22 protein-coding genes are annotated in these 23370 nt (G+C 66.1%); 18 read left to right on the top strand and 4 right to left on the bottom strand.

Annotation, left to right across the window (positions count from 1 at the left end; genetic code table 11):
* Positions 1-123 precede the first annotated feature (123 nt).
* From F7R26_RS11115 to crcB, 4 genes are read left to right on the top strand one after another with little or no spacing between them, the layout of a single operon-like run.
* On the top strand, positions 124-1365 hold the full coding sequence (locus F7R26_RS11115) for a molybdopterin molybdotransferase MoeA (protein ID WP_150983647.1): 1242 nt from the start codon (positions 124-126) through the stop codon (positions 1363-1365).
* 14 nt (positions 1366-1379) lie between these two features.
* Complete coding sequence (gene moaD, locus F7R26_RS11110; protein WP_043347211.1) at positions 1380-1637, top strand: molybdopterin converting factor subunit 1; 258 nt, start codon at positions 1380-1382, stop codon at positions 1635-1637.
* A 1-nt stretch (position 1638) separates the two neighbouring features.
* A complete protein-coding gene (gene moaE / locus F7R26_RS11105) occupies positions 1639-2154 on the top strand; it encodes a molybdopterin synthase catalytic subunit MoaE (RefSeq protein ID WP_150983646.1) in 516 nt (171 codons plus the stop codon).
* Entirely contained in the window at positions 2154-2534 is a 381-nt protein-coding gene (gene crcB / locus F7R26_RS11100) for a fluoride efflux transporter CrcB (RefSeq protein ID WP_150983645.1), read from the top strand. Before moaE ends, crcB begins: the two co-directional genes overlap by 1 nt.
* Here the strand turns inward: crcB and F7R26_RS11095 are convergent.
* On the bottom strand, positions 2516-3448 hold the full coding sequence (locus F7R26_RS11095) for an alpha/beta fold hydrolase (RefSeq protein WP_150983644.1): 933 nt from the start codon (positions 3446-3448) through the stop codon (positions 2516-2518). The genes crcB and F7R26_RS11095 overlap by 19 nt on opposite strands.
* Before the next feature lie 228 nt (positions 3449-3676).
* On the opposite strand from F7R26_RS11095, the gene F7R26_RS11090 reads away from it, so the two are divergent.
* The 11 genes from F7R26_RS11090 to clpB all read left to right on the top strand — a co-directional run bounded on the left by F7R26_RS11090 (position 3677) and on the right by clpB (position 17825).
* The gene (locus tag F7R26_RS11090; RefSeq protein ID WP_150983643.1) at positions 3677-4282 is read left to right on the top strand and encodes a TetR/AcrR family transcriptional regulator; all 606 of its coding nucleotides are present in this window, start codon (positions 3677-3679) and stop codon (positions 4280-4282) included.
* Complete coding sequence (locus tag F7R26_RS11085; protein ID WP_150983642.1) at positions 4279-5058, top strand: enoyl-CoA hydratase/isomerase family protein; 780 nt, start codon at positions 4279-4281, stop codon at positions 5056-5058. Before F7R26_RS11090 ends, F7R26_RS11085 begins: the two co-directional genes overlap by 4 nt.
* A gap of 148 nt (positions 5059-5206) precedes the next feature.
* Positions 5207-6391 carry a substrate-binding domain-containing protein gene (locus tag F7R26_RS11080; RefSeq protein WP_150983641.1) on the top strand — a complete coding sequence of 395 codons (1185 nt, stop codon included), beginning with the start codon at positions 5207-5209 and terminating at the stop codon, positions 6389-6391.
* A 20-nt stretch (positions 6392-6411) separates the two neighbouring features.
* A complete protein-coding gene (locus F7R26_RS11075; RefSeq protein ID WP_416351331.1) occupies positions 6412-7236 on the top strand; it encodes an ABC transporter ATP-binding protein in 825 nt (274 codons plus the stop codon).
* The gene (locus F7R26_RS11070) at positions 7229-7993 is read left to right on the top strand and encodes an ABC transporter ATP-binding protein (protein WP_150983639.1); all 765 of its coding nucleotides are present in this window, start codon (positions 7229-7231) and stop codon (positions 7991-7993) included. The genes F7R26_RS11075 and F7R26_RS11070 overlap by 8 nt, the downstream gene beginning before the upstream one ends.
* A gap of 93 nt (positions 7994-8086) precedes the next feature.
* Positions 8087-9118 (top strand): branched-chain amino acid ABC transporter permease, encoded by a 1032-nt coding sequence (locus F7R26_RS11065; RefSeq protein ID WP_150983638.1) that lies wholly within the window; start codon positions 8087-8089, stop codon positions 9116-9118.
* Between the two features lie 17 nt (positions 9119-9135).
* A complete protein-coding gene (locus F7R26_RS11060) occupies positions 9136-10212 on the top strand; it encodes a branched-chain amino acid ABC transporter permease (protein WP_150983637.1) in 1077 nt (358 codons plus the stop codon).
* Between the two features lie 62 nt (positions 10213-10274).
* Entirely contained in the window at positions 10275-11822 is a 1548-nt protein-coding gene (locus F7R26_RS11055) for an acyl-CoA synthetase (protein ID WP_150983636.1), read from the top strand.
* Positions 11823-11943: 121 nt separating this feature from the next.
* Positions 11944-14109 (top strand): D-(-)-3-hydroxybutyrate oligomer hydrolase, encoded by a 2166-nt coding sequence (locus F7R26_RS11050; protein ID WP_150983635.1) that lies wholly within the window; start codon positions 11944-11946, stop codon positions 14107-14109.
* Complete coding sequence (locus tag F7R26_RS11045) at positions 14109-15038, top strand: MaoC/PaaZ C-terminal domain-containing protein (protein ID WP_150983634.1); 930 nt, start codon at positions 14109-14111, stop codon at positions 15036-15038. The genes F7R26_RS11050 and F7R26_RS11045 overlap by 1 nt, the downstream gene beginning before the upstream one ends.
* 198 nt (positions 15039-15236) lie before the next feature.
* A complete protein-coding gene (clpB, locus tag F7R26_RS11040; RefSeq protein WP_150983633.1) occupies positions 15237-17825 on the top strand; it encodes an ATP-dependent chaperone ClpB in 2589 nt (862 codons plus the stop codon).
* Between the two features lie 188 nt (positions 17826-18013).
* Here clpB and F7R26_RS11035 read toward each other — a convergent pair whose 3' ends face one another.
* Positions 18014-18382: a hypothetical protein gene (locus F7R26_RS11035; protein WP_150983632.1), complete on the bottom strand. Its 369-nt coding sequence runs from the start codon at positions 18380-18382 to the stop codon at positions 18014-18016.
* A gap of 108 nt (positions 18383-18490) precedes the next feature.
* The gene (locus F7R26_RS11030) at positions 18491-19132 is read right to left on the bottom strand and encodes a hypothetical protein (protein ID WP_150983631.1); all 642 of its coding nucleotides are present in this window, start codon (positions 19130-19132) and stop codon (positions 18491-18493) included.
* A 547-nt stretch (positions 19133-19679) separates the two neighbouring features.
* Between F7R26_RS11030 and F7R26_RS11025 the strand changes: the two genes are divergently transcribed.
* The 3 genes from F7R26_RS11025 to F7R26_RS11015 all read left to right on the top strand — a co-directional run bounded on the left by F7R26_RS11025 (position 19680) and on the right by F7R26_RS11015 (position 22202).
* Positions 19680-20390: an RNA ligase family protein gene (locus F7R26_RS11025; protein ID WP_241754300.1), complete on the top strand. Its 711-nt coding sequence runs from the start codon at positions 19680-19682 to the stop codon at positions 20388-20390.
* A gap of 77 nt (positions 20391-20467) precedes the next feature.
* Positions 20468-21592 (top strand): AAA family ATPase, encoded by a 1125-nt coding sequence (locus tag F7R26_RS11020; protein WP_241754525.1) that lies wholly within the window; start codon positions 20468-20470, stop codon positions 21590-21592.
* A 232-nt stretch (positions 21593-21824) separates the two neighbouring features.
* Positions 21825-22202 carry a c-type cytochrome gene (locus tag F7R26_RS11015; protein WP_206702518.1) on the top strand — a complete coding sequence of 126 codons (378 nt, stop codon included), beginning with the start codon at positions 21825-21827 and terminating at the stop codon, positions 22200-22202.
* A 188-nt stretch (positions 22203-22390) separates the two neighbouring features.
* On the opposite strand, the gene F7R26_RS11010 is transcribed toward F7R26_RS11015, so the two are convergent.
* The gene (locus F7R26_RS11010; RefSeq protein WP_150983628.1) at positions 22391-23251 is read right to left on the bottom strand and encodes a cytochrome c; all 861 of its coding nucleotides are present in this window, start codon (positions 23249-23251) and stop codon (positions 22391-22393) included.
* Positions 23252-23370: the final 119 nt, after the last annotated feature.

Here is a 23370-nt window from a genome sequence, read left to right as displayed (position 1 = left end):
GCTCCGGATGTATCGGGGGCGGTACGCGGGCCGTTTCCCATGGGCGCTGCATGGTCATGGGTTTGCGGCCTGACACTGCTTACGCTGACGCTGACCACGCTGTCTCACTTACCCGTTTTCCTCATGACCCAAGCCGCCGCGCCCGCCCGTCCCCCCATGTTGACCATGGCCCAGGCCCTCGAAGCCTTGCTGGCCGGCGCCCGCCCGCTTGCCGAGGCAGAGCGCATCGCCACGCTCGACGCCAATGGCCGCGTGCTGGCCGCGCCGGTGGCGAGCACGCTGGACGTGCCGCCGGCCGACAACACCTCGATGGACGGCTACGCGGTGCGCAGCGCCGACCTGACGGCGCCCGGCACGCGCCTGCGGGTGGCCCAGCGCATCCCCGCCGGCCATGTCGGCACGGCGCTGGCGGCCGGCACGGCGGCGCGCATCTTTACCGGCGGGCTGATTCCGCCGGGGGCCGACGCGGTGGTCATGCAGGAGCAGTGCGTGGCGCAGGATGAGGATGTGATCGTCAATCACACGCCGCAGCCGGGCGAGTGGATCCGCCGGGCCGGCGAGGACATCCGCGCCGGCAGCGTGATCCTGCCTGCCGGCACGCGCCTGACGCCACAGGCGCTGGGCCTGGCGGCCTCGGTGGGGCAGGCGTCGCTGGACGTGGTGCGGCGCGTCAAGGTGGCTGTGTTCTTTACCGGCGACGAGCTTGCCATGCCGGGCGAGCCGCTCAAGCCGGGCGCCATCTACAACTCCAACCGGTTCACGCTGCGCGGGCTGCTGGAAAACCTCGGCTGCGAGGTCAGCGATTTCGGCATCGTGCCTGACACCCTGGCCGCGACGCGCGACACCCTGCGCCGGGCCGCCGAGGGGCATGACCTGATCATCACCTCGGGCGGCGTCTCGGTGGGCGAGGAAGACCATATCAAGCCGGCAGTCGAGGCCGAAGGCCGGCTCAACCTGTGGCAGATCGCTATCAAGCCGGGCAAGCCGCTGGCGTTCGGCGAGGTGGCGCGCGCTGGGCAGGCGCCGGCTTTTTTCCTGGGGCTGCCGGGCAATCCCGTCTCGAGCTTCGTTACCTTCCTGCTGTTTGTGCGGCCTTTCATCCTGCGGTTGCAAGGCGTGCAGGACGTGATGCCGCGCCGGCTGCCGCTGCGTGCCGATTTCGACCTGCCCAAGGGCGACCGCCGCAACGAGTTCCTGCGCGTGCGCCTCAACCAGGCCGGCGGGCTCGACCTGTTCCCCAACCAGAGCTCGGGTGTGCTCACTTCCACGGTGTGGGGCGAGGGCCTGGTCGACAATCCGCCCAACCAGCCGATCGCGCGGGGCGATACCGTGCAGTTCATCAGCTTCGACGGCCTGCTGGCATAAGGAGCGAGACCGCCATGAACATCGAACTCCGTTTTTTTGCCAGCGTGCGCGAGCAACTGGGCCTGGGTCAGGAGCGCGTCGCGGTGCCGGCCGAGGTGGCCACCGTGGCGGACCTGCGCCATTGGCTCGGAGCCCGCGGCGGCGCCTGGGCCGAGGTGCTGGCCGAGGGCCGTGCCTTGCGCATGGCCGTGGACCACGAGGTGGCCAGTGCGGACAGCGTGTTGGCCGAGGGCTGCGAAGTGGCGTTTTTTCCGCCCGTGACCGGAGGCTGAAATGAGCGTCAGAGTACAGCGCGAGGATTTCGACCTGGGCGCCGAGGTGGCGGCGCTGCGCAGTGACCAGCCAGGCGTGGGCGCGGTGGCCAGCTTTGTCGGCACGGTGCGCGACATGAACGACGGCAGCGCGGTCAGTGCGATGGAGCTGGAGCACTATCCCGGCATGACCGAAAAGGCGCTGGCCCGGATCGAAGCGGTGGCGCGGGAGCGCTGGGCGCTGCTTGGCGTCACCATTGTGCATCGCGTGGGCCCCTTGCTGCCGCTGGACCAGATCGTGCTGGTGGCGGTAGCCTCCGCCCATCGCGGCAATGCCTTTGCCGCCTGCGAATTCATCATGGATTACCTCAAGTCCGAGGCGCCGTTCTGGAAGAAGGAGCAGACGCCGGAGGGTGCGCGCTGGGTCGACGCGCGCGTGACCGATGCGTCCGCGCTGGCGCGCTGGGGCATTCGCTCGCTCAATGCCAGCGGCGAAGGCGAGGCGGAGCCGGTGGAACCCTTGGGTCTCAAGCGCTGATGGGCGCGCTCGGTTTTGTGGCGGTCGGGGTCGGGGCCGCGGTGGGAGCTTGGCTGCGCTGGGCGTTCTCAGTGCTGTGGAATGCCGCCAACCCGGCGTTGCCTTATGGGACACTGACGGCCAACCTGGTCGGCGGCTACCTGATCGGGCTGGCGGTGGGATTCTTCGGCGCGCATGCGGAGTTGTCGCCCGAATGGCGCTTGCTGGCGGTGACCGGCTTCCTGGGCGGCCTGACTACGTTTTCCACGTTCTCCAGCGAGGTCGTGGGCAACCTGATGGCGGGCGATTATGGCTGGGCGGCGGTGCACCTGCTGGCGCACCTTGGCGGCTCGCTGCTGCTGACCGTGCTGGGCCTGTGGACCTACCGGCTGCTGGCCTGAGCGCCCGTAGAAGCCAATGAGCCTGACGACCCCAGTGAATCCAATGAATCCAGTGAGTCCAGTGAGTCCAGCCACCCAAGCATCTGCGCCAGCGCGGCGTTGAAGGCGGCTGGCCGTTCCATGTGCGGGGCATGGCCGGTGCCGTCGATGGTGACAAGCCGGGCAGCCGGCTGCAGTGCCAGCGTGGCCTGTCCCACTGCTGGCGCGTAGAGTCGGCTGCGCTCCCCGACCAGATGGAACAAGGGCAGGCGAGCCTGGCGCAACGCCGGGCGGTAGTCCTGGCGGGCCATGTCTTCCCACAGCGCGGCAAGCGCATCCGGCGCGCACTGGCGCATGATGCCGGCGATCCGGTCCGTCTCGTGCGCATCGGGCTTGCTGCCGGCGGCCCATAAGCCGGCGCGCACCGAATCGATCAGGCGCGGCCAGTCCCGGCGCACGTGCGCGGCCATGTGGGCTGCCTGCGCTGCGTCGTAGTTCGGATGCAGGCCGTGCGGCCAGTCCGCCGCGCTGGCCAGCCGCGGTGTCATGTCAATGGCGCCGATTGCCGCCAGGGGCAGGGCGGGATCCCCGCGCATCAATTCCCAGGCCACCATGGCACCCATCGACCACCCGATCACCACCACGTCCCGCAACCCCAGGTGCCCGATCAACCCGGCAGCATCGGCGGCAAGCTGCGCCAGGCTGGCTTGTCCGGCGTGCGGCAGTGCAGCAGACAAGCCATGCCCGGCATGGTCCGGGGCGATCACGCGATAGCCATGACGCGCCAGCGCGCGCTGGCCGTCGAACGCCTCGCCGGATAGCGACCAGCCGTGCAGCAACAGCAGTGCCCGGCCATCGCCTGCCTCCCGCCAGCCGGGACGCGAACCGGAAGCAGGGTGGCTATCGAAGGCGGGGGCGGGCTCGGCGTTAGTCATCGCGTGCGAAGCATCCAATGGCGAACTTGCAGTCTGGGCATCTGGCCTGGCCACGTGCGTGGCCAAAGCTCCGGGTAAGCCATGTATTGACATACGGATCGCTAACTTTATATCATGAAACATGAATCAGTTATCATGTTTTGAGGGTCGCCGGAGGACGCAGTTTCCGCGGTGCAATGCCGCTGCCTGACTGCTGTTTCCGGCCTGACCAGCCACTGCGGAGCCCCGATGTCCCTTACCGAATCCGGCGTAAGCCAGCCCAAGACCGCGCGCGGCCAGAAGACCCGCGAAGCGCTGCTGCGCGCCGCCGAGAAAGTGTTCGGCGAGAAGGGCTACTACGTGGCTTCGATCTCCGAGATCACGCAGGAGGCAGAGGTGGCCATGGGCACCTTTTATCTCTATTTCAAGGACAAGGAAGACATCTTCCGCGCGCTGGTGCAGCACATGCTGGAACTGGTGCGGGCCCACCTGCGCAAGCACGTGGGGCCGGCGCAGACGCAGATCGAGGCCGAGCGGCTCGGGCTCAAGGCTTTCCTGTCCTTTGTGTCGCGCCACAAGAATCTGTACCGCATCGTGCTCGATTCCTACTCGGTTGACGAGACCATCTACAGCAGTTACTTCCAGGTGTTTGCCGACGTCTACAGCCGGCGCCTGGGCAAGGCCGAAGACCAGGGCGAGATCTCGCCCGGCGACGCCGAAGTGCGGGCGTGGTGCCTGATCGGCATCAGCAATTTCCTAGGCATGCGCTATGCGCTGTGGAAGCGGCCGGCGTCGATGGACAAGGTGGTCGATACGGCCTTCGACATGATCTCGCATGGGCTGGCGGCGCGATGAGCGCGTTGGTGCTGGTCGAACGTGTTGGCAGCACGGCCGTGCTTCGGCTCAATCGCGCGGAGCGGCACAACAGCCTGGTGCCGGAACTGCTCGAAGCGCTGCTGGCCGCGCTGGAGCGCATGGAGGCGGACCCGGATGTGCGCGCCGTGGTGCTGAGCCATGCGGGGCGCTCGTTTTCCACGGGTGGCGATGTCGGTGCTTTTGCCGCCTTCGTGCCGCAAAGCGCGGAACTGGCGCAGTATGCGCAGCGCCTGCTCGGCCTGCTCAACGCAGCCATCCTGCGCCTGGCGGCACTGCGCTGCCCGGTGATCGCGGCGGTAGAAGGCTGGCTGACTGGGGGCTCACTGGGTTTGGTGCTGGCCTGCGACATGATGGTGCTGGGCGAGGGCACGCGCATTGCGCCTTACTACACCGTGGTGGGATTCAGCCCGGACGGTGGCTGGACGGCGATGCTGCCGCAACTGATCGGCGCCGCGCGCGCGCGGGCGATCCAGCTTGAGAACACCACGCTGACGGCCAGCCAGGCCGTGGCACTGGGCCTGGCGACGCATCTCGCGCCGGCCCGCGAGGCCGAGGCGATGGCGCTGTCCCTGGCGGCCGGCCTGAAGGACAAGATACCTGGCAGCGTGGCGCATACGCGCGCGCTGCTGTGCTGGGATGCCGAAGTGCTGGCCGCTGGGTTGGAGCGCGAGCGCGTGGCGTTCGTGGCGCAGGTGACGAGCGCCGAGGCGGCGGCAGGCATGCGTCGCTTCCTTGGCGATGGGGGCACAGGCTAAGGCAGCAAACGGAAAGGCAGGACGGCAGGAAAGAGCATAGAAACGAGCACAAAAACGAGCGCAGGAACGAGCACAGGAAAGCGAAGCAGCAACAAGCAGGCAGGATCTGCACTTGCAACGACAAGCGACACCCTCAGAGGAGACAAGAATGCAATTCAAGCACCAAGCCGTTGGCGCCATCGCACTGGCCAGCCTGCTGGCCGCCGGCGGCGCACTTGCCAAGGACATCCGCATCGCCCACGTCTACGACAAGACCGGGGCGCTCGAGGCCTACGCCAAGCAGACCCAGACCGGGCTGATGATGGGGCTGGATTACGCCACCAACGGCACCATGATGGTCAACGGCAACAAGCTGGTGGTGATCGAGAAGGACACCCAGGGCAAGCCCGACGTGGCCAAGGCCCAGCTTGCCGCGGCGTATAGCGATGATCGCGCGGATATCGCTGTGGGGCCGACGTCCTCCGGCACGGCGCTGGCGATGCTTCCGGTGGCCGAGGAGTACAAGAAGATCCTGCTGGTCGAGCCCGCCGTGGCGGATTCCATCACCGGCGAGAAGTGGAACCGCTACATCTTCCGCACAGGCCGCAATTCGTCGCAGGACGCCATCTCCAACGCCGTGGCGCTGGACAAGCCCGGCGTGCAGATCGCCACCCTGGCGCAGGACTACGCCTTTGGCCGTGACGGCGTGAAGGCCTTCAAGGGCGCGCTCAAGAACGCCAAGATCGTGCACGAGGAATACCTGCCGACCAACACCACGGACTTTACCGCCGGGGCGCAGCGCTTGTTCGATTCGCTCAAGGACAAGCCGGGCCGCAAGATCATCTTCATCATCTGGGCGGGCGCCGGCAACCCGTTCAAGATTGCCGACCTCGATCCCAAGCGCTACGGCATCGAGATCGCCACCGGCGGCAATATCCTGCCCGCCATGAACAACTACAAGAACTTCCCCGGCATGGAAGGCGCGACGTATTACTACTTCGGCATTCCCAAGAACAAGGCCAACGAGTGGCTGGTGTCCAACCACTACACCAAGTTCAAGTCGCCGCCCGATTTCTTCACCGCCGGGGGCATGACGGCTGGCATCGCCCTGGTCGAGGCGCTCAAGAAGACCAATGGCGACACCAACACCGAGAAACTGATCGGCGCGATGGAGGGCATGTCGTTCGAGACGCCCAAGGGCAAGATGACCTTCCGCAAGGAAGACCACCAGGCGCTGCAGTCGATGTACCACTTCAAGATCAAGGTCGATCCCGCATTCGCCTGGGGAGTGCCCGAGCTGGTCCGCGAGATCAAGCCGGAAGAAATGAACGTGCCGATCCGCAACAAGCGGTGATGACCGTGGGCGCCTCTTCCATCGATACAACGGCGGCGCTCTCGCGGGCGGTGGCGGGGCCGCCCGCGCTTGAGACGCGAGACCTCACCATCCGCTTTGGCGGCCACGTGGCGGTCAACGCGGTGTCCTGCGCGTTTCATCCCGGCGAGCTGACCTGCATCGTCGGCCCCAACGGGGCCGGCAAGACCACGTACTTCAACCTGATCTCGGGCCAGTTGCCGCCCAGCGCCGGGCAGATCCTGCTCGACGGCGAGGACGTGACGCGCCTGCCGGTGCCGCACAAGGCGCTGCGCGGCATTGGCCGCGCCTTCCAGCTGACCAGCCTGTTTCCCAATCTGTCGGTGTTCGAGAACGTGCGCCTGGCGGTGCAGTCGCGCCGGCGCATCGGGCTGGATCTGTGGAGCGTGTGGAGCGCAAACCGCGCGGTCCGCGAGCAGGCCGAGGACTGTCTCGAACGGGTGGCCCTGGCCGACAAGCGCCACCTGCCGGTGGCCTCCTTGCCGCACGGCGACCAGCGCAAGCTGGAGGTGGGCATCCTGCTGGCGCTGCAGCCGCGCATCTTCATGTTCGACGAGCCGACCGCCGGCATGAGCGTGGACGAGGTGCCGGTGATCCTTGGCCTGATCCAGGAGATCAAGCGCGACAAGAGCAAGACGGTGCTGCTGGTGGAGCACAAGATGGATGTGGTGCGCTCGCTGGCCGACCGCATCATCGTGCTGCATAACGGCAACCTGACGGCCGATGGCGATCCGGCCGAGGTGATCGCCTCGCCGATCGTGCAGCAGGCGTACCTGGGCATCGCTGCCGGCGACGAGAGCCCGCAGCAGGAGGGCAGTCATGGCTGAAGCACCGGCAGCACCCGCATTGTCTGCGGCATCCGCCGCACCCATCCTGAGCCTGGATGGCGTGCAGACGCATATCGGGCCGTATCACATCCTGCACGGCGTGAGCTTTGCCGTGCCGCGCGGCGGCGTGACCATGCTGCTGGGGCGCAACGGCGCGGGCAAGACCACCACGCTGCGCACCATCATGAACCTGTGGCAGGCGAGCGAAGGGCGGATCGTGTTCGACGGGGCCGACATCACGCGCCGCGGCACGCCCGCCATCGCGCAGGCCGGCATCGCCTATGTGCCGGAGAACATGAGCGTGTTCGCCGAGCTGACGGTGGCCGAGAACATGCGGCTGGCCGCGCGCAGCGGCGCGATCGACGGGCAGCGGCTTGACTGGGTGTTCCGCATGTTCCCCGCGCTGAAGATCTTCTGGCACCAGCGCGCCGGCGTGCTGTCCGGCGGGCAGAAGCAGATGCTGTCGGTGGCGCGCGCCATCATCGAGCCGCGCAAGCTGCTGATCGTGGACGAGCCGACCAAAGGCCTGGCGCCGGCCATCATCCAGAACATGATCACGGTGTTCCGCGAGCTCAAGCAGACGGACGTATCGATCCTGCTGGTGGAGCAGAACTTTCACATGGCCAAGTCGGTGGGGGATACCGTTGCCGTGATGGACGACGGGCGCGTGGTGCATACGGGAACGATGGCAGCGCTGGCGGGGGACGAAAGCCTGCAGCAGCGGCTGCTCGGATTGTCGCTGGCGGCGCACCAGTAACGCGCATCAGCGCACATCAGCGCGCATCGACAGCGGCCAGCAAGACAAGACACACAACAAGACACATAACAAGATATCGTCAGGACCGAGACAATGGCGAGTACAAGCTCCTTACCCACCACCCCGGCGACACCGGCCGATCTGCCCAAGGTCCGGCTCGACTGGACCCCGCTGGCGCTGGCGCCGCTGCTGATGCTGCTGGCCTATCCCTTGATCGGCAGCGGTTCGACCTGGCTGACGCTGACCATCGCCGGCCTTGCCATGGGCATGATCGTGTTCGTGGTGTCGTCGGGCCTGACGCTGGTGTTCGGGCTGATGGACGTGCTCAACTTCGGGCACGGCGCGTTTATCGCGTTGGGAGCCTACGTGGCGGCATCCGTGCTGCTGCCGCTGGGCGCCTGGGTAGAGGCAGACAGTCTGTGGCTCAACCTGGCGGTGTTTGGCCTGGCCATCCTGGCGGCGATGGCGGCGGCGGGCGTCATTGGCTTCCTGTTCGAGCGCATCGTGGTGCGCCCGGTCTACGGCCAGCACCTCAAGCAGATCCTGATCACCATGGGCGGCATGATCGTGGCCGAGCAATTGATCAAGGCGATCTGGGGTGCCGAGACCATCGCGCTGCAGGTGCCCACCACCTTCCGCGGCGCGGTGCTGCTGGGCGACGCGGCCATCGAGAAGTACCGGCTCATCGCCGTGGTGCTCGGGCTGGTGATCTTTATCTCCATGGTGCTGGTGCTCAATCGCACGCGCATCGGCCTGCTGATCCGGGCCGGCGTGGAGAACCGCGAGATGGTGGAGTCGCTCGGCTACCGCATCCGGCTCTTGTTCATCGGCGTGTTCGTGGTGGGGGCGGGGCTGGCCGGCATGGGCGGCGTGTTGTGGGGGCTGTATCAGCAGAACATCACGGCGTCCATTGGTGCCCAGGTCAATGTGCTGATCTTTATCGTGATCATCATCGGCGGTCTCGGCTCCACCACCGGCTGCTTTGTCGGCGCCTTGCTGGTGGGCCTGATGGCCAACTACACCGGCTTCCTGTTTCCCAAGGTGGCGCTGTTCTCGAACATCCTGCTGATGGTGATGATCCTGCTGTGGCGTCCGCAGGGCCTTTACCCAGTAGCCAAGCGCTGAGCGCCCAGGAAAAAACCATGACCCGACTGCTTTCCGGCGACCTGCCACGAAGCCGCGTGCTGACCGTGATCCTGGTGGCCATGCTGCTGGCGCTGGCGTGCGCGCCTTTCCTGTTTCCCGGTGCGCGCGCGCTCAATATGGCGGCCAAGATCTGCATCTTCGTGGTGCTGGTGGCCAGCTACGACCTGTTGCTCGGCTATACCGGCATCGTCTCCTTTGCCCACACCATGTTTTTCGGCATTGGCGGCTATGGCGTGGCGATCGCCATGTCGCGGCTGGAGCCGGGGTGGGGCGCGCTGGCGCTCGGCACGTCGGGCGCGCTGCTGGTGTCGATGCTGCTGGCCTTCCTGATCGGGCTGTTCTCGCTGCGGGTCAGGGCGATCTTCTTTGCCATGATCACGCTGGCGGTGGCCACCGCCTTTGCCACGCTGGTGTCGCAGCTCTCCGAGTGGACCGGCGGCGAGGATGGCATCAGCTTCAAGGTGCCGGAGGTGTTCACGCCGGGCTTTTCGCTGGGCGACGCCGAGTGGCTTGGCGTGCCGCTCAACGGCAAGCTGTTTTCCTATTACTTCGTGTTTGCCAGCGCGCTGGTGTTGTTCCTGTTGCTGCTGCGTGTGGTGAACTCGCCATTCGGCCGGGTGCTGCAGGCGATCCGCGAGAACGATTTCCGGGCCGAGGCCATCGGCTACCGCACCGTGGTGTACCGTACCGTGTCCACCGTGCTGTCGGCCGGGTTTGCCACGCTCGCTGGTGTGCTGATGGCGCTCTGGCTGCGCTACAACGGCCCGGACACCTCGTTGTCCTTCGAGATCATGGTCGACATCCTGCTGATCGTGGTGATCGGTGGCATGGGCACGCTGTATGGCGCGCTGATCGGCACCACGCTGTTCCTGGTGGCGCAGACCTACCTGCAGGACGTGATGAAGCTGGCGAGCGATGCCACCGCGGCGATCCCGCTGCTGTCGGGGCTGCTGCATCCGGACCGCTGGCTGCTGTGGCTCGGCTTGTTGTTTATCCTCAGCGTGTATTACTTCCCGCAAGGCATTGTCGGGCGGCTGCGCGGCGATCGCGCCGAGCACGAGGTGGCGTCGTAGATCTGCATGCAATAAAAGGCTAGCAAGATAACAAGAACATCCACAAGCGGAGATCCCGGACCATGTACGTAGTCGACTGGCTGCACAAGAACGCCCTGCATACGCCGGACAAAGTCGCCCTGGTTGACGTGGAGAGCGGCCGCACGGTGACCTATCGGCAGTTCGACGAGCGCGCCAGCCGCTTCGCCGAATACCTGGGCGAGCGCTTGGGGCTGGCGCCCGGGGCCCGCGTGGCCGTGCTGGCCCACAACAGCTCGGACTATTTCGAGATGCTCTATGGCTGCGCCAAGGCCGGCATGGTGATGGTCTGCCTGAACTGGCGGCTGCCGGCCGCGGAGCTGCTGCCGATCCTGCGCGACTGCTCGCCCGACGTGCTGGTGGCCGGTGATGGCTTTCTTGCCACCGCCGCCGCGCTTGCCGATGCCTTGCCGCTGCGCGCGGTTTTACACCTGGCCGACGACGAGAGCGCGGACGTGCCGGGCGGCTGGACCGAGTACGAAGCGATGCTGGCAGGTAGTTCCGGGCGCGTCATCGAGATGCCGTGCCGCGACGAGCACGAGGTCTGGCACCTGCTTTACACCTCGGGCACCACGGGACGGCCCAAGGGCGTGATCCAGACCTATGGCATGGTGTTCTTCAACGCCGTCAATGCCATGCTGGCCAACAAGATCACGCGTGACGACGTGTTCCTGAACGTGCTGCCGTTCTTCCATACCGGCGGGCTGAACCTGTACGCCAACCCCGTGCTGCATGCCGGCGGCACCGTGCACATCATGCGGCAGTTCGACGCCGAGGTGACGCTGCGCAAGCTCGATGCCAGCGCCGGGGAGGGCATCACCATGTTTTTCGCGGTGCCCGCGGTCTATCTGTTCCTGAGCCAGCATGCCGGCTTCGCGGCGGCAGATTTTTCCTGTGTGCGCAATATGTCCGCGGGCGGCTCCGCGGTGCCGCGGCCGCTGCTGGAGGCCTACCTGGCCAAGGGCGTGACGATCTGCTTCGGCTTTGGCATGACCGAGACCGGGCCAACCGTATTCGTGTGCGACGAAGCCACGGCGCGGCGCAAGATCGGCACCATCGGCAAGCCGGTCGGCTCCATGCTGACGCGGGTGGTGGATCCGCAGGGCCGCGACGTGGCGCCGGGCGAGCGTGGCGAGTTGCTGATCAAGGGGCCGGGTGTCACGCCCGGCTACTGGAACCTGCCGCAGGCCACCGACGCCGCCATCCGTGGCGGCTGGCTGTATTCCGGCGATATCGCCTACATGGACGAGGAGGGCGACTACTACATCGTCGACCGCGCCAAGGACATGTTTATCTCCGGCGGTGAGAACGTCTACCCGGCCGAAGTGGAGAATGTGCTGTTTCAGCTTGCTGCCGTATCCGAGGCCGCCGTCATCGGCGTGCCCGATGCGCGCTGGGGCGAGGTCGGCATGGCGCTGGTGGTGGCAAAGCCCGGCATGGCGCTCGATGCCGAAGGCGTGCTCGCGCATTGCCGCGCCGCGCTGGCAGGCTACAAGGTGCCGCGCCACGTGCGGATGATCGAGGCGCTGCCGCGCACGCCGTCGGGCAAGGTGGAAAAGCACAAGCTGAGGGCGCGCTTCCAGCCGCAGTGATGGCGGCGCGCAGTGTGAAGTCATGCGGTGGCTGTCTCGTGAAAATCTCGTTTCTGTCGTTTCTGTATTGCGTTCCGATCGATCCAGCATGCCGGTCCGGCATGCAATAAGGGGGCACAACATGTTGCGCGGACTTGCAGGGCGTAGCGATTTGACCAGATACGGCGCGCGCCTGGCGCTGGCGGGGGCGGGGGGCTTATTGCTGGCGGCGTGCGGCTCGGGCGATAACAGCACCAGCAGTGGCAATACCAATCCCAATACCAAGCCGGCCAATATCGGCACGGTCACGATCAAGACCTACGACGGCAACACGGACGACCTGCTCACCGCGGGCCTCGGCAAGGACGGCCTGGGCTCGGCCACCGCGCCGTTGCCGCTGAATCCGTCCGCGCCCACCGCGGCCGAGCTGCGCCGCTACGCCATCTACACCAACTACCGCGCGCTGGTGGACACCACGGCGGGCGGTGGCTATGGCTCGCTGTACGGCCCCAACGTGGACGCGCAAGGCAACATCACGACGGGGCAGGGCAAGGTCGCCGGGCGCGAGTACCTGGCTTTCTCCGACGATGGCAGCGGCCAGCAGAACGTAACCATGCTGGTGCAGATTCCCGACAGCTTCAATGTGGCCAAGCCGTGCCTGATCACCGCCACGTCGTCCGGCTCGCGCGGCGTCTATGGCGCGATCTCCACCGGCGAGTGGGCACTCAAGCGCGGCTGCGCCGTCGCCTACACGGACAAAGGCACCGGCGCCGCGCCGCATGACCTGGACACCGACACCGTTGCGCTGATCGACGGCACCCGCGCCAGCCGCGCCGCGGCCGGCGCCAACGCGCAGTTTGCCGCCCCGTTCCCCAACACCAGCCTGGCCGCGTTCAATGCGCTGGCGCCGCACCGGCTGGCGTTCAAGCACGCGCACTCGCAGCGCAACCCCGAGAAGGACTGGGGCACGTTCACGCTGCAGGCCGCCAGTTTCGCCATCTGGGCCATCAACGACCGCTTTGGCAACGTGGCCACGGATGGCACGCGCCAGCGCAGCCTGGGCCCGGACAAGATCGTGGTGATCGCGTCCAGCGTGTCCAACGGTGGCGGCGCGGCGATTGCCGCGGCGGAGCAGGACACCCAGGGCCTGATCGACGGCGTGGCGGTGGGCGAGCCGAACCTCAACCTGCCCAGCAACACAGGCGTCACCGTCACCCGTGGCGGCGTGCCGGTCAGCCTGTCCGGGCGCCCGCTGTATGACTACACCACCACGGCCAACCTGCTGCAGCTCTGCACCTCGCAGGCGACCGCGCTGGTGAATGCGCCGGGTGTGGCGCTGTACGCGCTGCCCACCGTCGGACTGGCGCAGCCGGCGCTCAACCGCTGCCAGTCGCTGGCCAACGCGGGCCTGGTGACCGGGCCGGATGCCGCCAGCCAGGCCGCCAGCGCGCTGCAGGCGCTGCACGCCTTTGGCTGGGAATCCGAGTCCGATGCGCTCCATCCGTCGCTGGCCCTGTTCGAGGTGGCCAATGCGGTCTCGGTGACCTTTGCCAACGCGCTCGCGCGGGCCGGCGTGGCGGATCGCTTGTGCGGCTTCAGCTTTGCCGCGACCGGCACGGCAGTCCAGACGCCGGCGGCGATTGCGCCGGCAACGCTCAATGTGCTGTACGCGACTGGCAATGGCGTGCCGCCGGCGGCCGGCGTGCAGCTGATCAACGACAACAATCCCGGCGGCCCGCTGCGCGACATCTATTCCCAGTCGCCGAGCAACAATGTGGCCGACGCCAACCTCGACGGCGCGCGCTGCCTGCGCGGGCTGCTCACCGGCACCGGCGCGCAGGCCCAGGCGCTGCAAGCGGGCCTGGCCCAGACGCTGCGCTCGGGCAACCTGCACGGCAAGCCGGCCATCATCGTGCATGGCCGCAGCGATGCGCTGCTGCCGGTCAACCATACGTCGCGGCCGTATCTCGGCTACAACCGGCTCCAGGAGGGCAGCGCCAGCAAGCTGTCCTATATGGAAGTCACCAATGGCCAGCATTTCGACAGTTTCATCGGCGCGGTAGCGGGCTACGACAACCGCTTCATCCCGCTCCACGTCTACCTGAACCGGGCGCTCGACGCGGTCTACGACAACCTCGCCAACGGCCGCGCGCTGCCACCCTCGCAGGTGGTGCGCACGGTCGCGCGCGGCGGTACCGCGTCGCCTGCACCCGCCATCTTGCCCACCAATCTGCCGCCGTTTGCCGCAACGCCCGCCAATGCGGACCGGATCACGGTCAACGGCAGCACCGTCGAGGTACCCAACTGATGAAGGCATCCCGCCCACGCGTTCTGACGCAAGAAGATTTCGACCGCTTCGCCTCGCTCTCGCGCGATGACAACCCCATCCACTGCGATCCCGCGTTCGCCCGCACGACGCATTTTGGCGCCACGGTCGCGCATGGCATGTTCCTGTTCTCGCTGCTGTGCGCGCAGATGCAGCGCAGCAACCCCCGGCCGGTGCTGCCCATCGCGCAAACGCTGATGTTCCCGCGTCCCACCTTTGTCGGCGACGGTGTGGCCGCCGTGCTGGTGTTGAACGAAACGCCCGGGCGGGACCGGATCGCGCTGGACACGTCGGTGCGCTGCGTGCAGCGTGGCCGCAACCGCACGCCTGTCACCGACGAGCAGATTACGGCACATGGCGACGCGGTGCTGCTGGTCGACGCCAGCGCGGAATCGCTGGCCGAGGCCCAGCGCCAGGATGCCGACGAAGTTGCGCAGTCCGCCGCGCACCTTGTGGGGCAGCCTGCCGGCGACCGTACGCTCTATCACCTCAGCGTGGGCCAGGAGGCTTCGGCAGTACGCAGCTTCAGCGCGGGCGATATCGATGAATACGTGGCGTTGACCGACGATGGCAATGCCTTCTATACCGACCCGGTGTTCGCCCACAGCCGTGGCTTCGAGGGCACCATCGTGCCGCTGCCGTTGCTGGCCGGCATGTTCTCGGATCTGCTGGGCACCCGCTTGCCCGGCCGCGGCACCGGCTGGATGAAGCAGTCGCTGCGGTTGCGCTCGCCGGCGCGGCTGGGCGAGCTGCTGAGCGCATCGGTGCGCATCGTGCGCCTGCGCGGCGACAAGGACCTGGTCAACCTGGCCACGGTGGTCACCGGCGACGATGGCCGCGTGGTGCTGGCCGGGGAGGCACTGGTGCTGGTGCGCAACCTGGAGGACAAGCGGTCGCTGGCGGCTGCCTGAAGCCGCGCGGCAGGCCAAGGCGCAACGTATTTCCTGCGCCACATCAAGGGCCGTGCAGTCAGGCCTTGAAATGCACGCGCAAAGCCTTATCTTTCGATCAGACACCAGTGTCCGGCCCGCGTGGCGGGATCGGCAGGCCGAGGCGCAAGCGCCCCGCCTTCCGCATCGGGACACTCATCCGAAAAAGAGGGCTCCTATATGCGACTTGACAAACTGACTACCCGATTCCAGGAAGCGCTGGCCGATGCCCAGAGCCTGGCGATCGGCAACGACAACCAATACATCGACCCGCTGCACGTGCTGCGCGCCTTGCTGGCGCAGAACGACGGCGCCGCCCGCGCGCTGCTGGCGCGTGCCGGCGTCAACGTCGGCGGCCTGACCACCGCGCTGGATGCCGCCATCAAGCGCCTGCCGCAGGTGCAGGGCACCAGCGAGGTCCAGGTCGGGCGCGAACTCAGCGCACTATTCAACGCTACCGAGAAAGAGGCCATCAAGCGCGGCGACCAGTTCATCGCCAGCGAGCTGTTCCTGCTCGCGGTGGCCGACGACAAGGGCGAGGCCGGCCGCATCGCGCGTGAAAACGGCCTCTCGCGCAAATCGCTCGAAACCGCCATCGAAGCCGTGCGCGGCGGCGACTCGGTCAACAGCGCCGACGCCGAAACCCAGCGCGAAGCGCTGAAAAAGTACACGGTGGACCTCACTGAGCGCGCCCGCATCGGCAAGCTCGACCCCGTGATCGGACGTGACGACGAAATCCGCCGCACCATCCAGATCCTGCAGCGCCGCACCAAGAACAATCCCGTGCTGATTGGCGAGCCGGGCGTGGGCAAGACCGCCATCGTGGAAGGCCTGGCCCAGCGCATCGTCAACGGCGAAGTGCCGGAAAGCCTCAAGAACAAGCGCGTGCTGGTGCTCGACATGGCAGGGCTGCTGGCCGGCGCCAAGTACCGCGGCGAGTTCGAGGAACGCCTCAAGGCCGTGCTGTCGGACATCGCCAAGGACGAAGGGCAGACCATCGTCTTTATCGATGAGTTGCACACCATGGTCGGTGCCGGCAAGGCCGAGGGCGCGATCGACGCCGGCAACATGCTCAAGCCGGCTCTCGCGCGCGGTGAGCTGCACTGCATCGGCGCCACTACGCTGGACGAATACCGCAAGTACATCGAGAAGGACGCCGCGCTGGAGCGCCGCTTCCAGAAGGTGCTGGTCGACGAACCCAGCGTGGAGGCCACCATCGCCATCCTGCGCGGCTTGCAGGAGAAGTACGAGCTGCACCACGGCGTGGAGATCACCGACCCGGCCATCGTCGCGGCGGCGGAGCTGTCGCATCGCTATATCACCGACCGCTTCCTGCCCGACAAGGCCATCGACCTGATCGACGAAGCCGGCGCGCGCATCAAGATGGAAATCGACTCCAAGCCGGAGGTGATGGACAAGCTCGAGCGCCGCACCATCCAGCTCAAGATCGAGCGTGAGGCCGTCAAGCGGGAAACCGACGAGGCGTCGAAGAAGCGGCTCGAACTGATCGAGCAGGAAATCGGCCGCCTGGAGAAGGAATACGCCGACCTCGAAGAGATCTGGAAGGCCGAGAAGGGGGCCGCCCAGGGCGCCGCCGCGCTCAAGGAAGAGATCGACAAGATCCGCCTGGAGATCACGCGCCTGCAGCGCGAAGGCAAGCTCGACAAGGTGGCGGAGCTGCAGTACGGCAAGCTGCCTGAACTGGAAGGCAAGCTCAAGGCCGCCACGGCCGCCGAAGCCAGCGAGCAGAAGCAGCCCAACAAGCTGCTGCGCACGCAGGTGGGTGCCGAGGAGATCGCCGAAGTGGTAAGCCGTGCGACCGGCATCCCGGTGTCCCGGATGATGCAGGGCGAGCGCGAGAAGCTGATCCAGATGGAGGACTACCTGCACCGCCGCGTGGTGGGCCAGGACGAGGCCGTGCGCCTGGTGTCGGACGCCATCCGCCGCTCGCGTGCCGGCTTGTCGGACGAGAACAAGCCCTACGGCTCGTTCCTGTTCCTCGGCCCTACCGGGGTGGGCAAGACCGAACTGTGCAAGGCGCTGGCCGAGTTCCTGTTCGATTCGCAGGACCACCTGATCCGCATCGACATGAGTGAGTTCATGGAGAAGCACAGCGTGAGCCGGCTGATCGGCGCGCCGCCGGGATACGTGGGCTATGAAGAGGGCGGTTACCTGACCGAGGCCGTGCGCCGCAAGCCGTACAGCGTGATCCTGCTCGACGAAGTCGAGAAGGCCCACCCGGACGTCTTCAACGTGCTGCTGCAAGTGCTGGACGATGGCCGCCTGACCGATGGCCAGGGCCGCACGGTGGACTTCAAGAACACGGTGATCGTGATGACCTCGAACCTGGGATCGCACATCATCCAGGCAATGACCGGCGAGCCGCACGAAGCGGTCAAGGGCGCGGTATGGCAGGAAGTGAAGACGCATTTCCGGCCCGAGTTCCTGAACCGTATTGACGAGGTGGTGGTGTTCCATTCGCTCGACCAGCAGCATATCGAGTCGATCGCCCGCATCCAGCTGGAGCGGCTGACGGCACGGCTGGCGCGCATGGACATGACGCTGGAGGTGAGCGAGGCTGCGTTGGCCAAGATCGCCAGCGCTGGCTACGATCCGGTGTTCGGGGCGCGTCCGCTCAAGCGTGCGATCCAGCAGCAGATCGAGAACCCGGTGGCGCGTCTCATCCTCGAAGGCAAGTTCGCCGCCAAGGATGTGGTGCCGGTGGATTACCAGGACGGTGAGTACACCTTCGGCCCGAAGGGCCACTGAGGCACGGCACTACCACGGCATTGCCACGGCAGTACGCCAGAACGAAAAACCGCCCCTTTGCCGGGGCGGTTTTTCTTTGTAATCAACGTTAATAAAATGCGGTCCGGGCCGTTGCATCCGCGCCACTCCCGGGTCACGTCTGCATCACATGCGTCACATAGGCCGCATGCATCCCGGAGATCCGATCGTTAGCGCCGGTACGGGTAAGCGTGATGGTAGGCATACCAGTCGCGGCGCGCCCACCAGCGGCGTCCATCCCAGTAGCGATCGCCGTGCCACCCGATCACCACCGCCGGGGCCACCACTACCGGCGGCCCATACCCGACATACCCGGGAGGTGGCCCATAGACCGGCGCCGGCGCGGGATAGGCCGCGGGCGGCGGGGGCGCGGGATAGGCGGGCGGCGCCTGATACACGGGCGCGGGGTAGGCCGGTGCCACCACCACCGGCGCAGGCACGCCGATGTTCAGGTCCACATCGACGCGTGCCAGTGCGGGCTGGGCGAGCGCCAGGACAAATGCGCCAAGCCCCAGCGCGTAGAAGTTACCTTGCTGCATGTCGATCCTCATCTTGCAGTCGCAATAAGCTGACTCTAGCTACGCCGTCGCGCTGCCGGGGATTGCAACTGTAACGATATTTCACGGCGCGCCGGGCGCTGTGGGCTATCAGGCCGAGCGCTCGTTGGTAAGGCGATACACGGGCATCAGTTCACGCACGCAAGCGTCCGAGGCCGATTTGCTTTCCACCCTGATTGCACGGGTCACGGCATCCTTGACCCGGCGCAGCCCGCCCTGCTCAAGGAAGGCCTTTAGTGCGGGGTTTTCCATGAAGCGGTTGAATTCGAGCCGGTCGGCACCCGTAATGCCGGCCTCGCCGATCTCCTTGCCCGACAGCGCCGCCTCCCTGGTCTTGCGCCCGACCGGGGAGCCCAGCAAGCGCGCCAGCTGCATCGCCAGCCCTGCATCCTGGATCTCCGGTGCCAGCGCGGGCCGGACCGCTGCTTCGACCACCTCGGGCGAGAGCTTCGCGCGGGCGCATTGCGTGTAGCGCTCTTTGGGGATGGGCCCGATTTTCGCCGGCAGCCTGGCAAAGGCCTGGTCCAGGCCAGCGGCAAGGATGGCGCCGACGTCAAACGCTCGGATCAGCGCCGTGACCGCTTCATCGTAAGTCGGGGGAAACAACTGGGGCGGCACTGTCGGACGCTCTTCGATGCTTAGCGTGGGTTGCTCGGCCTGGGGCGCCGCCCAGCCGTCGTGGCTGTGGCCGAGTGCCAGCGCCAGCGCGGCTGCCAGAAGTATCGCCGGCAAGATCGGCGGCTTCCCGGTCGGCTTCCCGGTTGGTATTGGGGCAGCAACGCCATGGGCGCCATGGGTAACCTTGCCAAGGGGAGCGGCAAGCCCTGGTTGACCGCATCGGGGACAGTCGTTCATGTTTTGCGCCGGCTCGTCTGGGTATCTCCTGCGGATTATGCCGGGATTGGGCGCGCACGGCCCGCCCGTGCCACGCTGCAAAGCGCCAATCGGGCCGCAGCTCCGGGCGCACGTCGTGTGGAAAACGCGCAACGCGCGATTTACGCACCCGCGCCGCCTGTGTAATATCCGGCACCTGCAGCGCTTGTGCTGTTGATCGGTCACCCCTTGTTACTGGAGAGTAAAGTGCCCCGCACGTTCGCCATCACCCTCTGATGCCGACGACACCTGCACACGCAGAGTGCCGATGGCGCGCCCGCGCTCTTCACCTGCTGTGCTTGCCTCAAGCGCTTACGCTGTCCCAGGCCTGAGTCGCCTGCCGGGGCACCGCCAATGCCACCACGCGCCATCCCATCGTCGGCTCCCATCTTTTCTGGAGTTCGAAATGACGATGCAAGAACCCGAAGTGCTTCGGGAAACCAACCCTGCCGACCCGATTGCCGATCGCGTGAAATATCCGCGCACGCCGCATTTGCCGTGGTCGCCAGGACTAAGCGATGATGACCGGAGGATCGAGTCCCTGGATGCCTTCCAGGGCTGCCGCGTGATTGTCACGTCCAAGATGGACGGAGAAAACACCTCGCTCTACCGCACGGGCATGCACGCCAGGAGCCTGGACAGCCGCCATCATCCAAGCCGTGACTGGCTCAAGGGGTTCTGGGGCGCGATGCGCATGGACATCCCGCAGCGCTGGCGAGTGTGCGGCGAGAACCTGTTCGCCACGCATTCGATTCGTTACCGCGACCTGGCTTCATTCTTCCTCGGGTTCTCGATCTGGAACGCGCGCAACGTATGCCTCGGTTGGGATGAAACGCTGGCGTGGTTTGCCCTGCTCGGTATCGAGCCGGTGCCGGTGCTTTACGACGGCGTGTTCGACGCCGCTGCGATCCAGGCCCTCTGGAGCGAACGCGAGCGCGAGCGGATGGAGGGCTATGTGGTCCGGATCGCGGGCGCGTTCCCCTATGCCGGCTTCAGGCGCTGCGTGGCGAAGTTCGTGCGCAGCGGGCATGTGCAGACGGACGCGCACTGGATGCACAACCACGCGTTCGCGCAGAACCACATGCGTGAACACGCAGGAGAGCCGCAATGGGAATGACCGAACTGCTGACCGCGGCGAACCTGCAATCGCTGCACACGGCATCCGAGCTGCGCGCGCCGGCCTACACGAGCCTGATGGCGCTTGTGCCTGCCCCGGGTGTTGACCCGGACTGGCAGGCCTTGATGGCGGCACTCCCATGCCTGGCGCCGTTGCGCCGCACGCCGCAGGACCCGCGTTATCACGCGGAGGGCGACGTCTGGACCCATACAAAGCTGGTGGTCCAGTCCCTGGTCGGGCTGGACGACTATGCGGCGGCCACGCCCGAGCGCCGCTTTGTCCTGTTCCATGCGGCGCTGCTGCACGACATCGCCAAGCCCGCCACCACGCGGGTAGACCCGCAAACCGGGGCGATCGGCCAGCCGGGCCACTCGGCGCGCGGCGCGGTCGATGCCCGCGTGCTGCTGTGGCGCAGCGGTGTGCCTTTCGCCTTGCGCGAAGCGGTTTGCCGGCTGATCCATGTGCATCAGCTGCCGTTCTATGCCATCCGGGGAAGCCGCTCCGGCGAGTCCGCGGAGATGGTGGTGCGGCGTTTGTCGCTGGAACTCGATCTACGCGAGCTGGCGGCGCTGGCCGAGGCCGACATGCGTGGGCGGGTATGCGCAGACAGCGAAGACGTGCTGGTCGACATCGCGCTGTTTCGCGAGCTGGCGCGCGAGGAGGGATGCTATGGCCAGCCGCGCGCCTTCGCGGACCGCTGGACCCGGATGCGCTACCTCCGGGGCGAAGACGTCCATCCGGACTATGCTTACCACCGCGAGGCGGGCTCCACCGTGACGGTCCTGAGCGGCCTGCCGGCCACAGGCAAGAGCACTTGGATCAAGACACGCTGCGCCGGTCTGCCGGTTGTGGGGTTTGACGACGCACGCGAGGCCATCGGGCTGAAGTACGGGAAGAACGAGGGCGCGGCGATGCACTTTGCTGTCGACCAGGCAAAAGCGCTGCTGCGCGAGGGCAGGCCATTCGTCTGGAACGCGACGCACCTGAGCCGGCAGATGCGCGCGAAAACCCTAGACTTGCTGTTCGCCTACGGCGCCGAAGTCAATGTCGTCTATCTGGAGGCCGCGGAGCAGACCATCCTGTCGCGCAACCGCAAGCGCGACACCACGCTGACGAACGCGGCCATCGAGAGAATGCTCCACAGGTGGGAGGTGGTGTCGCCGGTTGAGGCGCATTCGGTCACCTATCACATTGTCAATTGAACCGGATGCCGGACCGTGCTAGGCGTGGCGCGAAAACGAAGACCGTGGCTTGAGGGCTTGTGGGCTTGAGAGCTTGTGGGGGCAATGCCGGCGAGCCGGCCGACCTCTTGCGAGCACATTGCCAATTAACAATCTCGTTTAAAATGTTATCGAGGAGAATTGAGTGTTGCAGTGGAACCTCCGGGTCTTTCCCTCGATTCAGATCTGATTTATACAACAAAGCCACATGAAAATGAAAATATTATTCATCGCTTCGCTGGGAATTTTATCGCTAATTCAAGCATCACAATCCTTCGCGGATAATGCAAATGGGAAAAATCTCTATTTGCAGAGATGTGCCATGTGCCACGGAGTGGATCTCAAGGCAACAGGACCATTGGCGAATAAAAGCAATCCTCCTACGCCTGATCTTACAACATCCGCCTTCAGAAAACGGCTAAATGATTATCCGGGTGTCATTGTTTCATCGGTAATACTTCGTCCGAATGGAGATTTGATTCCAAAAACCTTGCGAGAGAATGGTGTAAAGCTGTCGCCGTACTCGTGGCGTATTAATGATTTTCGCGATTTAAATCAATACATGAGTGGTGTGATTTCAAAAAATCGATGATTTTGAGTTGAGAGGTGGGCGCGGAAATCCAAGAGCCATTTCAGGGTTGGCCTTTGGGGAACCGGTCATACGTTTCCCGCGCCACGCAGGCACGCAACGTGATGCCATCTGGATCGTGGGGCGCGCCGTGCCGGCCAAGGGCGGCTCATTGGCCGGTTCCGCCCTGCGGCTGCCGGGCGTCCGCGGAGTCAGGGCGCGGCAGGCGCCGCCACCTTGCGGCCGGCCATATGATGCAGGTACGCCAGCAAGTCCTTCAGATCCGCGTTGGGCAGCGTTTTCTCGTCGATCGCCGACATGCGCGCGTTAGGCCACCAGCGCAACGACTGCGGGTCGCGGATCAGCGTGGCCAGCTTGTCGTCGCCCAGATAATCGACGGCGCTGTGCGGCACATTCAGGTCGGGGCCAAGGTGCGCGTCGCCGACCCGGTTGAGCGAGTGGCACGAGAAGCAAACGCGCTGGAATGTCGCAAAGCCGCGCATGACCGCGCCGTCCGCCGGCAGGCCGGGGGCGGGGCGGATGGCCGCAAAGCGCTCGGCCGGCGGCGCGGTGATGTCGATGCGCACAATGCTGTACGTCCAGAGGCTCTCGTTAACAAGGGAAGCGGCGCGGCCCGCCGGCACTGTCCAGATCAGGCGGAACGGCCCGATGTCCTGGCCCTTGAGCGTCGGCCACGGCGCGGCAGGATTTTCCACCGCCAGCCAGGCGCGCGGCTCGTCGGCGCTATCGGCCAGCAACAGGCGCGTCGGCAGGTGGGAGACATAGCCATCGCTGGCCGCGGTCGTCGCACTCGCGTCGGCCGTCACCGGCATGCCGTGCAGCAGGGCGGCCAAGGGAATCGCCTGGAAGGTCAGGCGGCGTTTCAGGTTGTCGTCGTCCACCGTCACGTCGGTCAGGCGGCGGTCTTTCAGCAGCGCATCCCGCGTCCAGTTGCGCTGTTGCGCACCGGCGGCAATGGTCAGCGTCGCCGTGTCCGTGGCGCAGGATGGACCCGCCAGGAACGCCATGGCGCAGCCAAGCGCGCCAATGGCCATTGCGATCCAGGCTTTCATGGGTCTTCCTCCAGAGCGAGCGAACAATGTGCGGCGGTGGCTGGCGATCATTCTAGCCGTTGCAGGCGAACGTCGGCCTTTTCGCCGGCTCGGCGCCAGGCACGATCGTTTGCATGATC

The sequence above is a fragment of the Cupriavidus basilensis genome, from assembly GCF_008801925.2.
In the GTDB taxonomy this organism is placed as follows: Bacteria; Pseudomonadota; Gammaproteobacteria; order Burkholderiales; family Burkholderiaceae; genus Cupriavidus; species Cupriavidus basilensis.
Note: the sequence above shows the minus strand (reverse complement) of the source record. Positions and strands in the feature narration are given on the sequence as shown.

Excerpts from the sequence above, each read along its gene's own strand:
- crcB (WP_150983645.1), top strand. The coding sequence starts at position 2,154 with ATGGGCGCGCTCGGTTTTGTGGCGGTCGGGGTCGGGGCCGCGGTGGGA.
- F7R26_RS11115 (WP_150983647.1), top strand. The coding sequence starts at position 124 with ATGACCCAAGCCGCCGCGCCCGCCCGTCCCCCCATGTTGACCATGGCC.
- F7R26_RS11065 (WP_150983638.1), top strand. The coding sequence starts at position 8,087 with ATGGCGAGTACAAGCTCCTTACCCACCACCCCGGCGACACCGGCCGAT.
- F7R26_RS11025 (WP_241754300.1), top strand. The coding sequence starts at position 19,680 with ATGACGATGCAAGAACCCGAAGTGCTTCGGGAAACCAACCCTGCCGAC.
- F7R26_RS11070 (WP_150983639.1), top strand. The coding sequence starts at position 7,229 with ATGGCTGAAGCACCGGCAGCACCCGCATTGTCTGCGGCATCCGCCGCA.
- F7R26_RS11010 (WP_150983628.1), bottom strand. The coding sequence starts at position 23,251 with ATGAAAGCCTGGATCGCAATGGCCATTGGCGCGCTTGGCTGCGCCATG.
- F7R26_RS11060 (WP_150983637.1), top strand. The coding sequence starts at position 9,136 with ATGACCCGACTGCTTTCCGGCGACCTGCCACGAAGCCGCGTGCTGACC.
- F7R26_RS11095 (WP_150983644.1), bottom strand. The coding sequence starts at position 3,448 with ATGACTAACGCCGAGCCCGCCCCCGCCTTCGATAGCCACCCTGCTTCC.
- F7R26_RS11080 (WP_150983641.1), top strand. The coding sequence starts at position 5,207 with ATGCAATTCAAGCACCAAGCCGTTGGCGCCATCGCACTGGCCAGCCTG.
- F7R26_RS11085 (WP_150983642.1), top strand. The coding sequence starts at position 4,279 with ATGAGCGCGTTGGTGCTGGTCGAACGTGTTGGCAGCACGGCCGTGCTT.
- F7R26_RS11050 (WP_150983635.1), top strand. The coding sequence starts at position 11,944 with ATGTTGCGCGGACTTGCAGGGCGTAGCGATTTGACCAGATACGGCGCG.
- F7R26_RS11090 (WP_150983643.1), top strand. The coding sequence starts at position 3,677 with ATGTCCCTTACCGAATCCGGCGTAAGCCAGCCCAAGACCGCGCGCGGC.
- F7R26_RS11020 (WP_241754525.1), top strand. The coding sequence starts at position 20,468 with ATGGCGCTTGTGCCTGCCCCGGGTGTTGACCCGGACTGGCAGGCCTTG.
- F7R26_RS11015 (WP_206702518.1), top strand. The coding sequence starts at position 21,825 with ATGAAAATATTATTCATCGCTTCGCTGGGAATTTTATCGCTAATTCAA.
- moaE (WP_150983646.1), top strand. The coding sequence starts at position 1,639 with ATGAGCGTCAGAGTACAGCGCGAGGATTTCGACCTGGGCGCCGAGGTG.
- clpB (WP_150983633.1), top strand. The coding sequence starts at position 15,237 with ATGCGACTTGACAAACTGACTACCCGATTCCAGGAAGCGCTGGCCGAT.
- F7R26_RS11055 (WP_150983636.1), top strand. The coding sequence starts at position 10,275 with ATGTACGTAGTCGACTGGCTGCACAAGAACGCCCTGCATACGCCGGAC.
- F7R26_RS11045 (WP_150983634.1), top strand. The coding sequence starts at position 14,109 with ATGAAGGCATCCCGCCCACGCGTTCTGACGCAAGAAGATTTCGACCGC.
- moaD (WP_043347211.1), top strand. The coding sequence starts at position 1,380 with ATGAACATCGAACTCCGTTTTTTTGCCAGCGTGCGCGAGCAACTGGGC.
- F7R26_RS11035 (WP_150983632.1), bottom strand. The coding sequence starts at position 18,382 with ATGCAGCAAGGTAACTTCTACGCGCTGGGGCTTGGCGCATTTGTCCTG.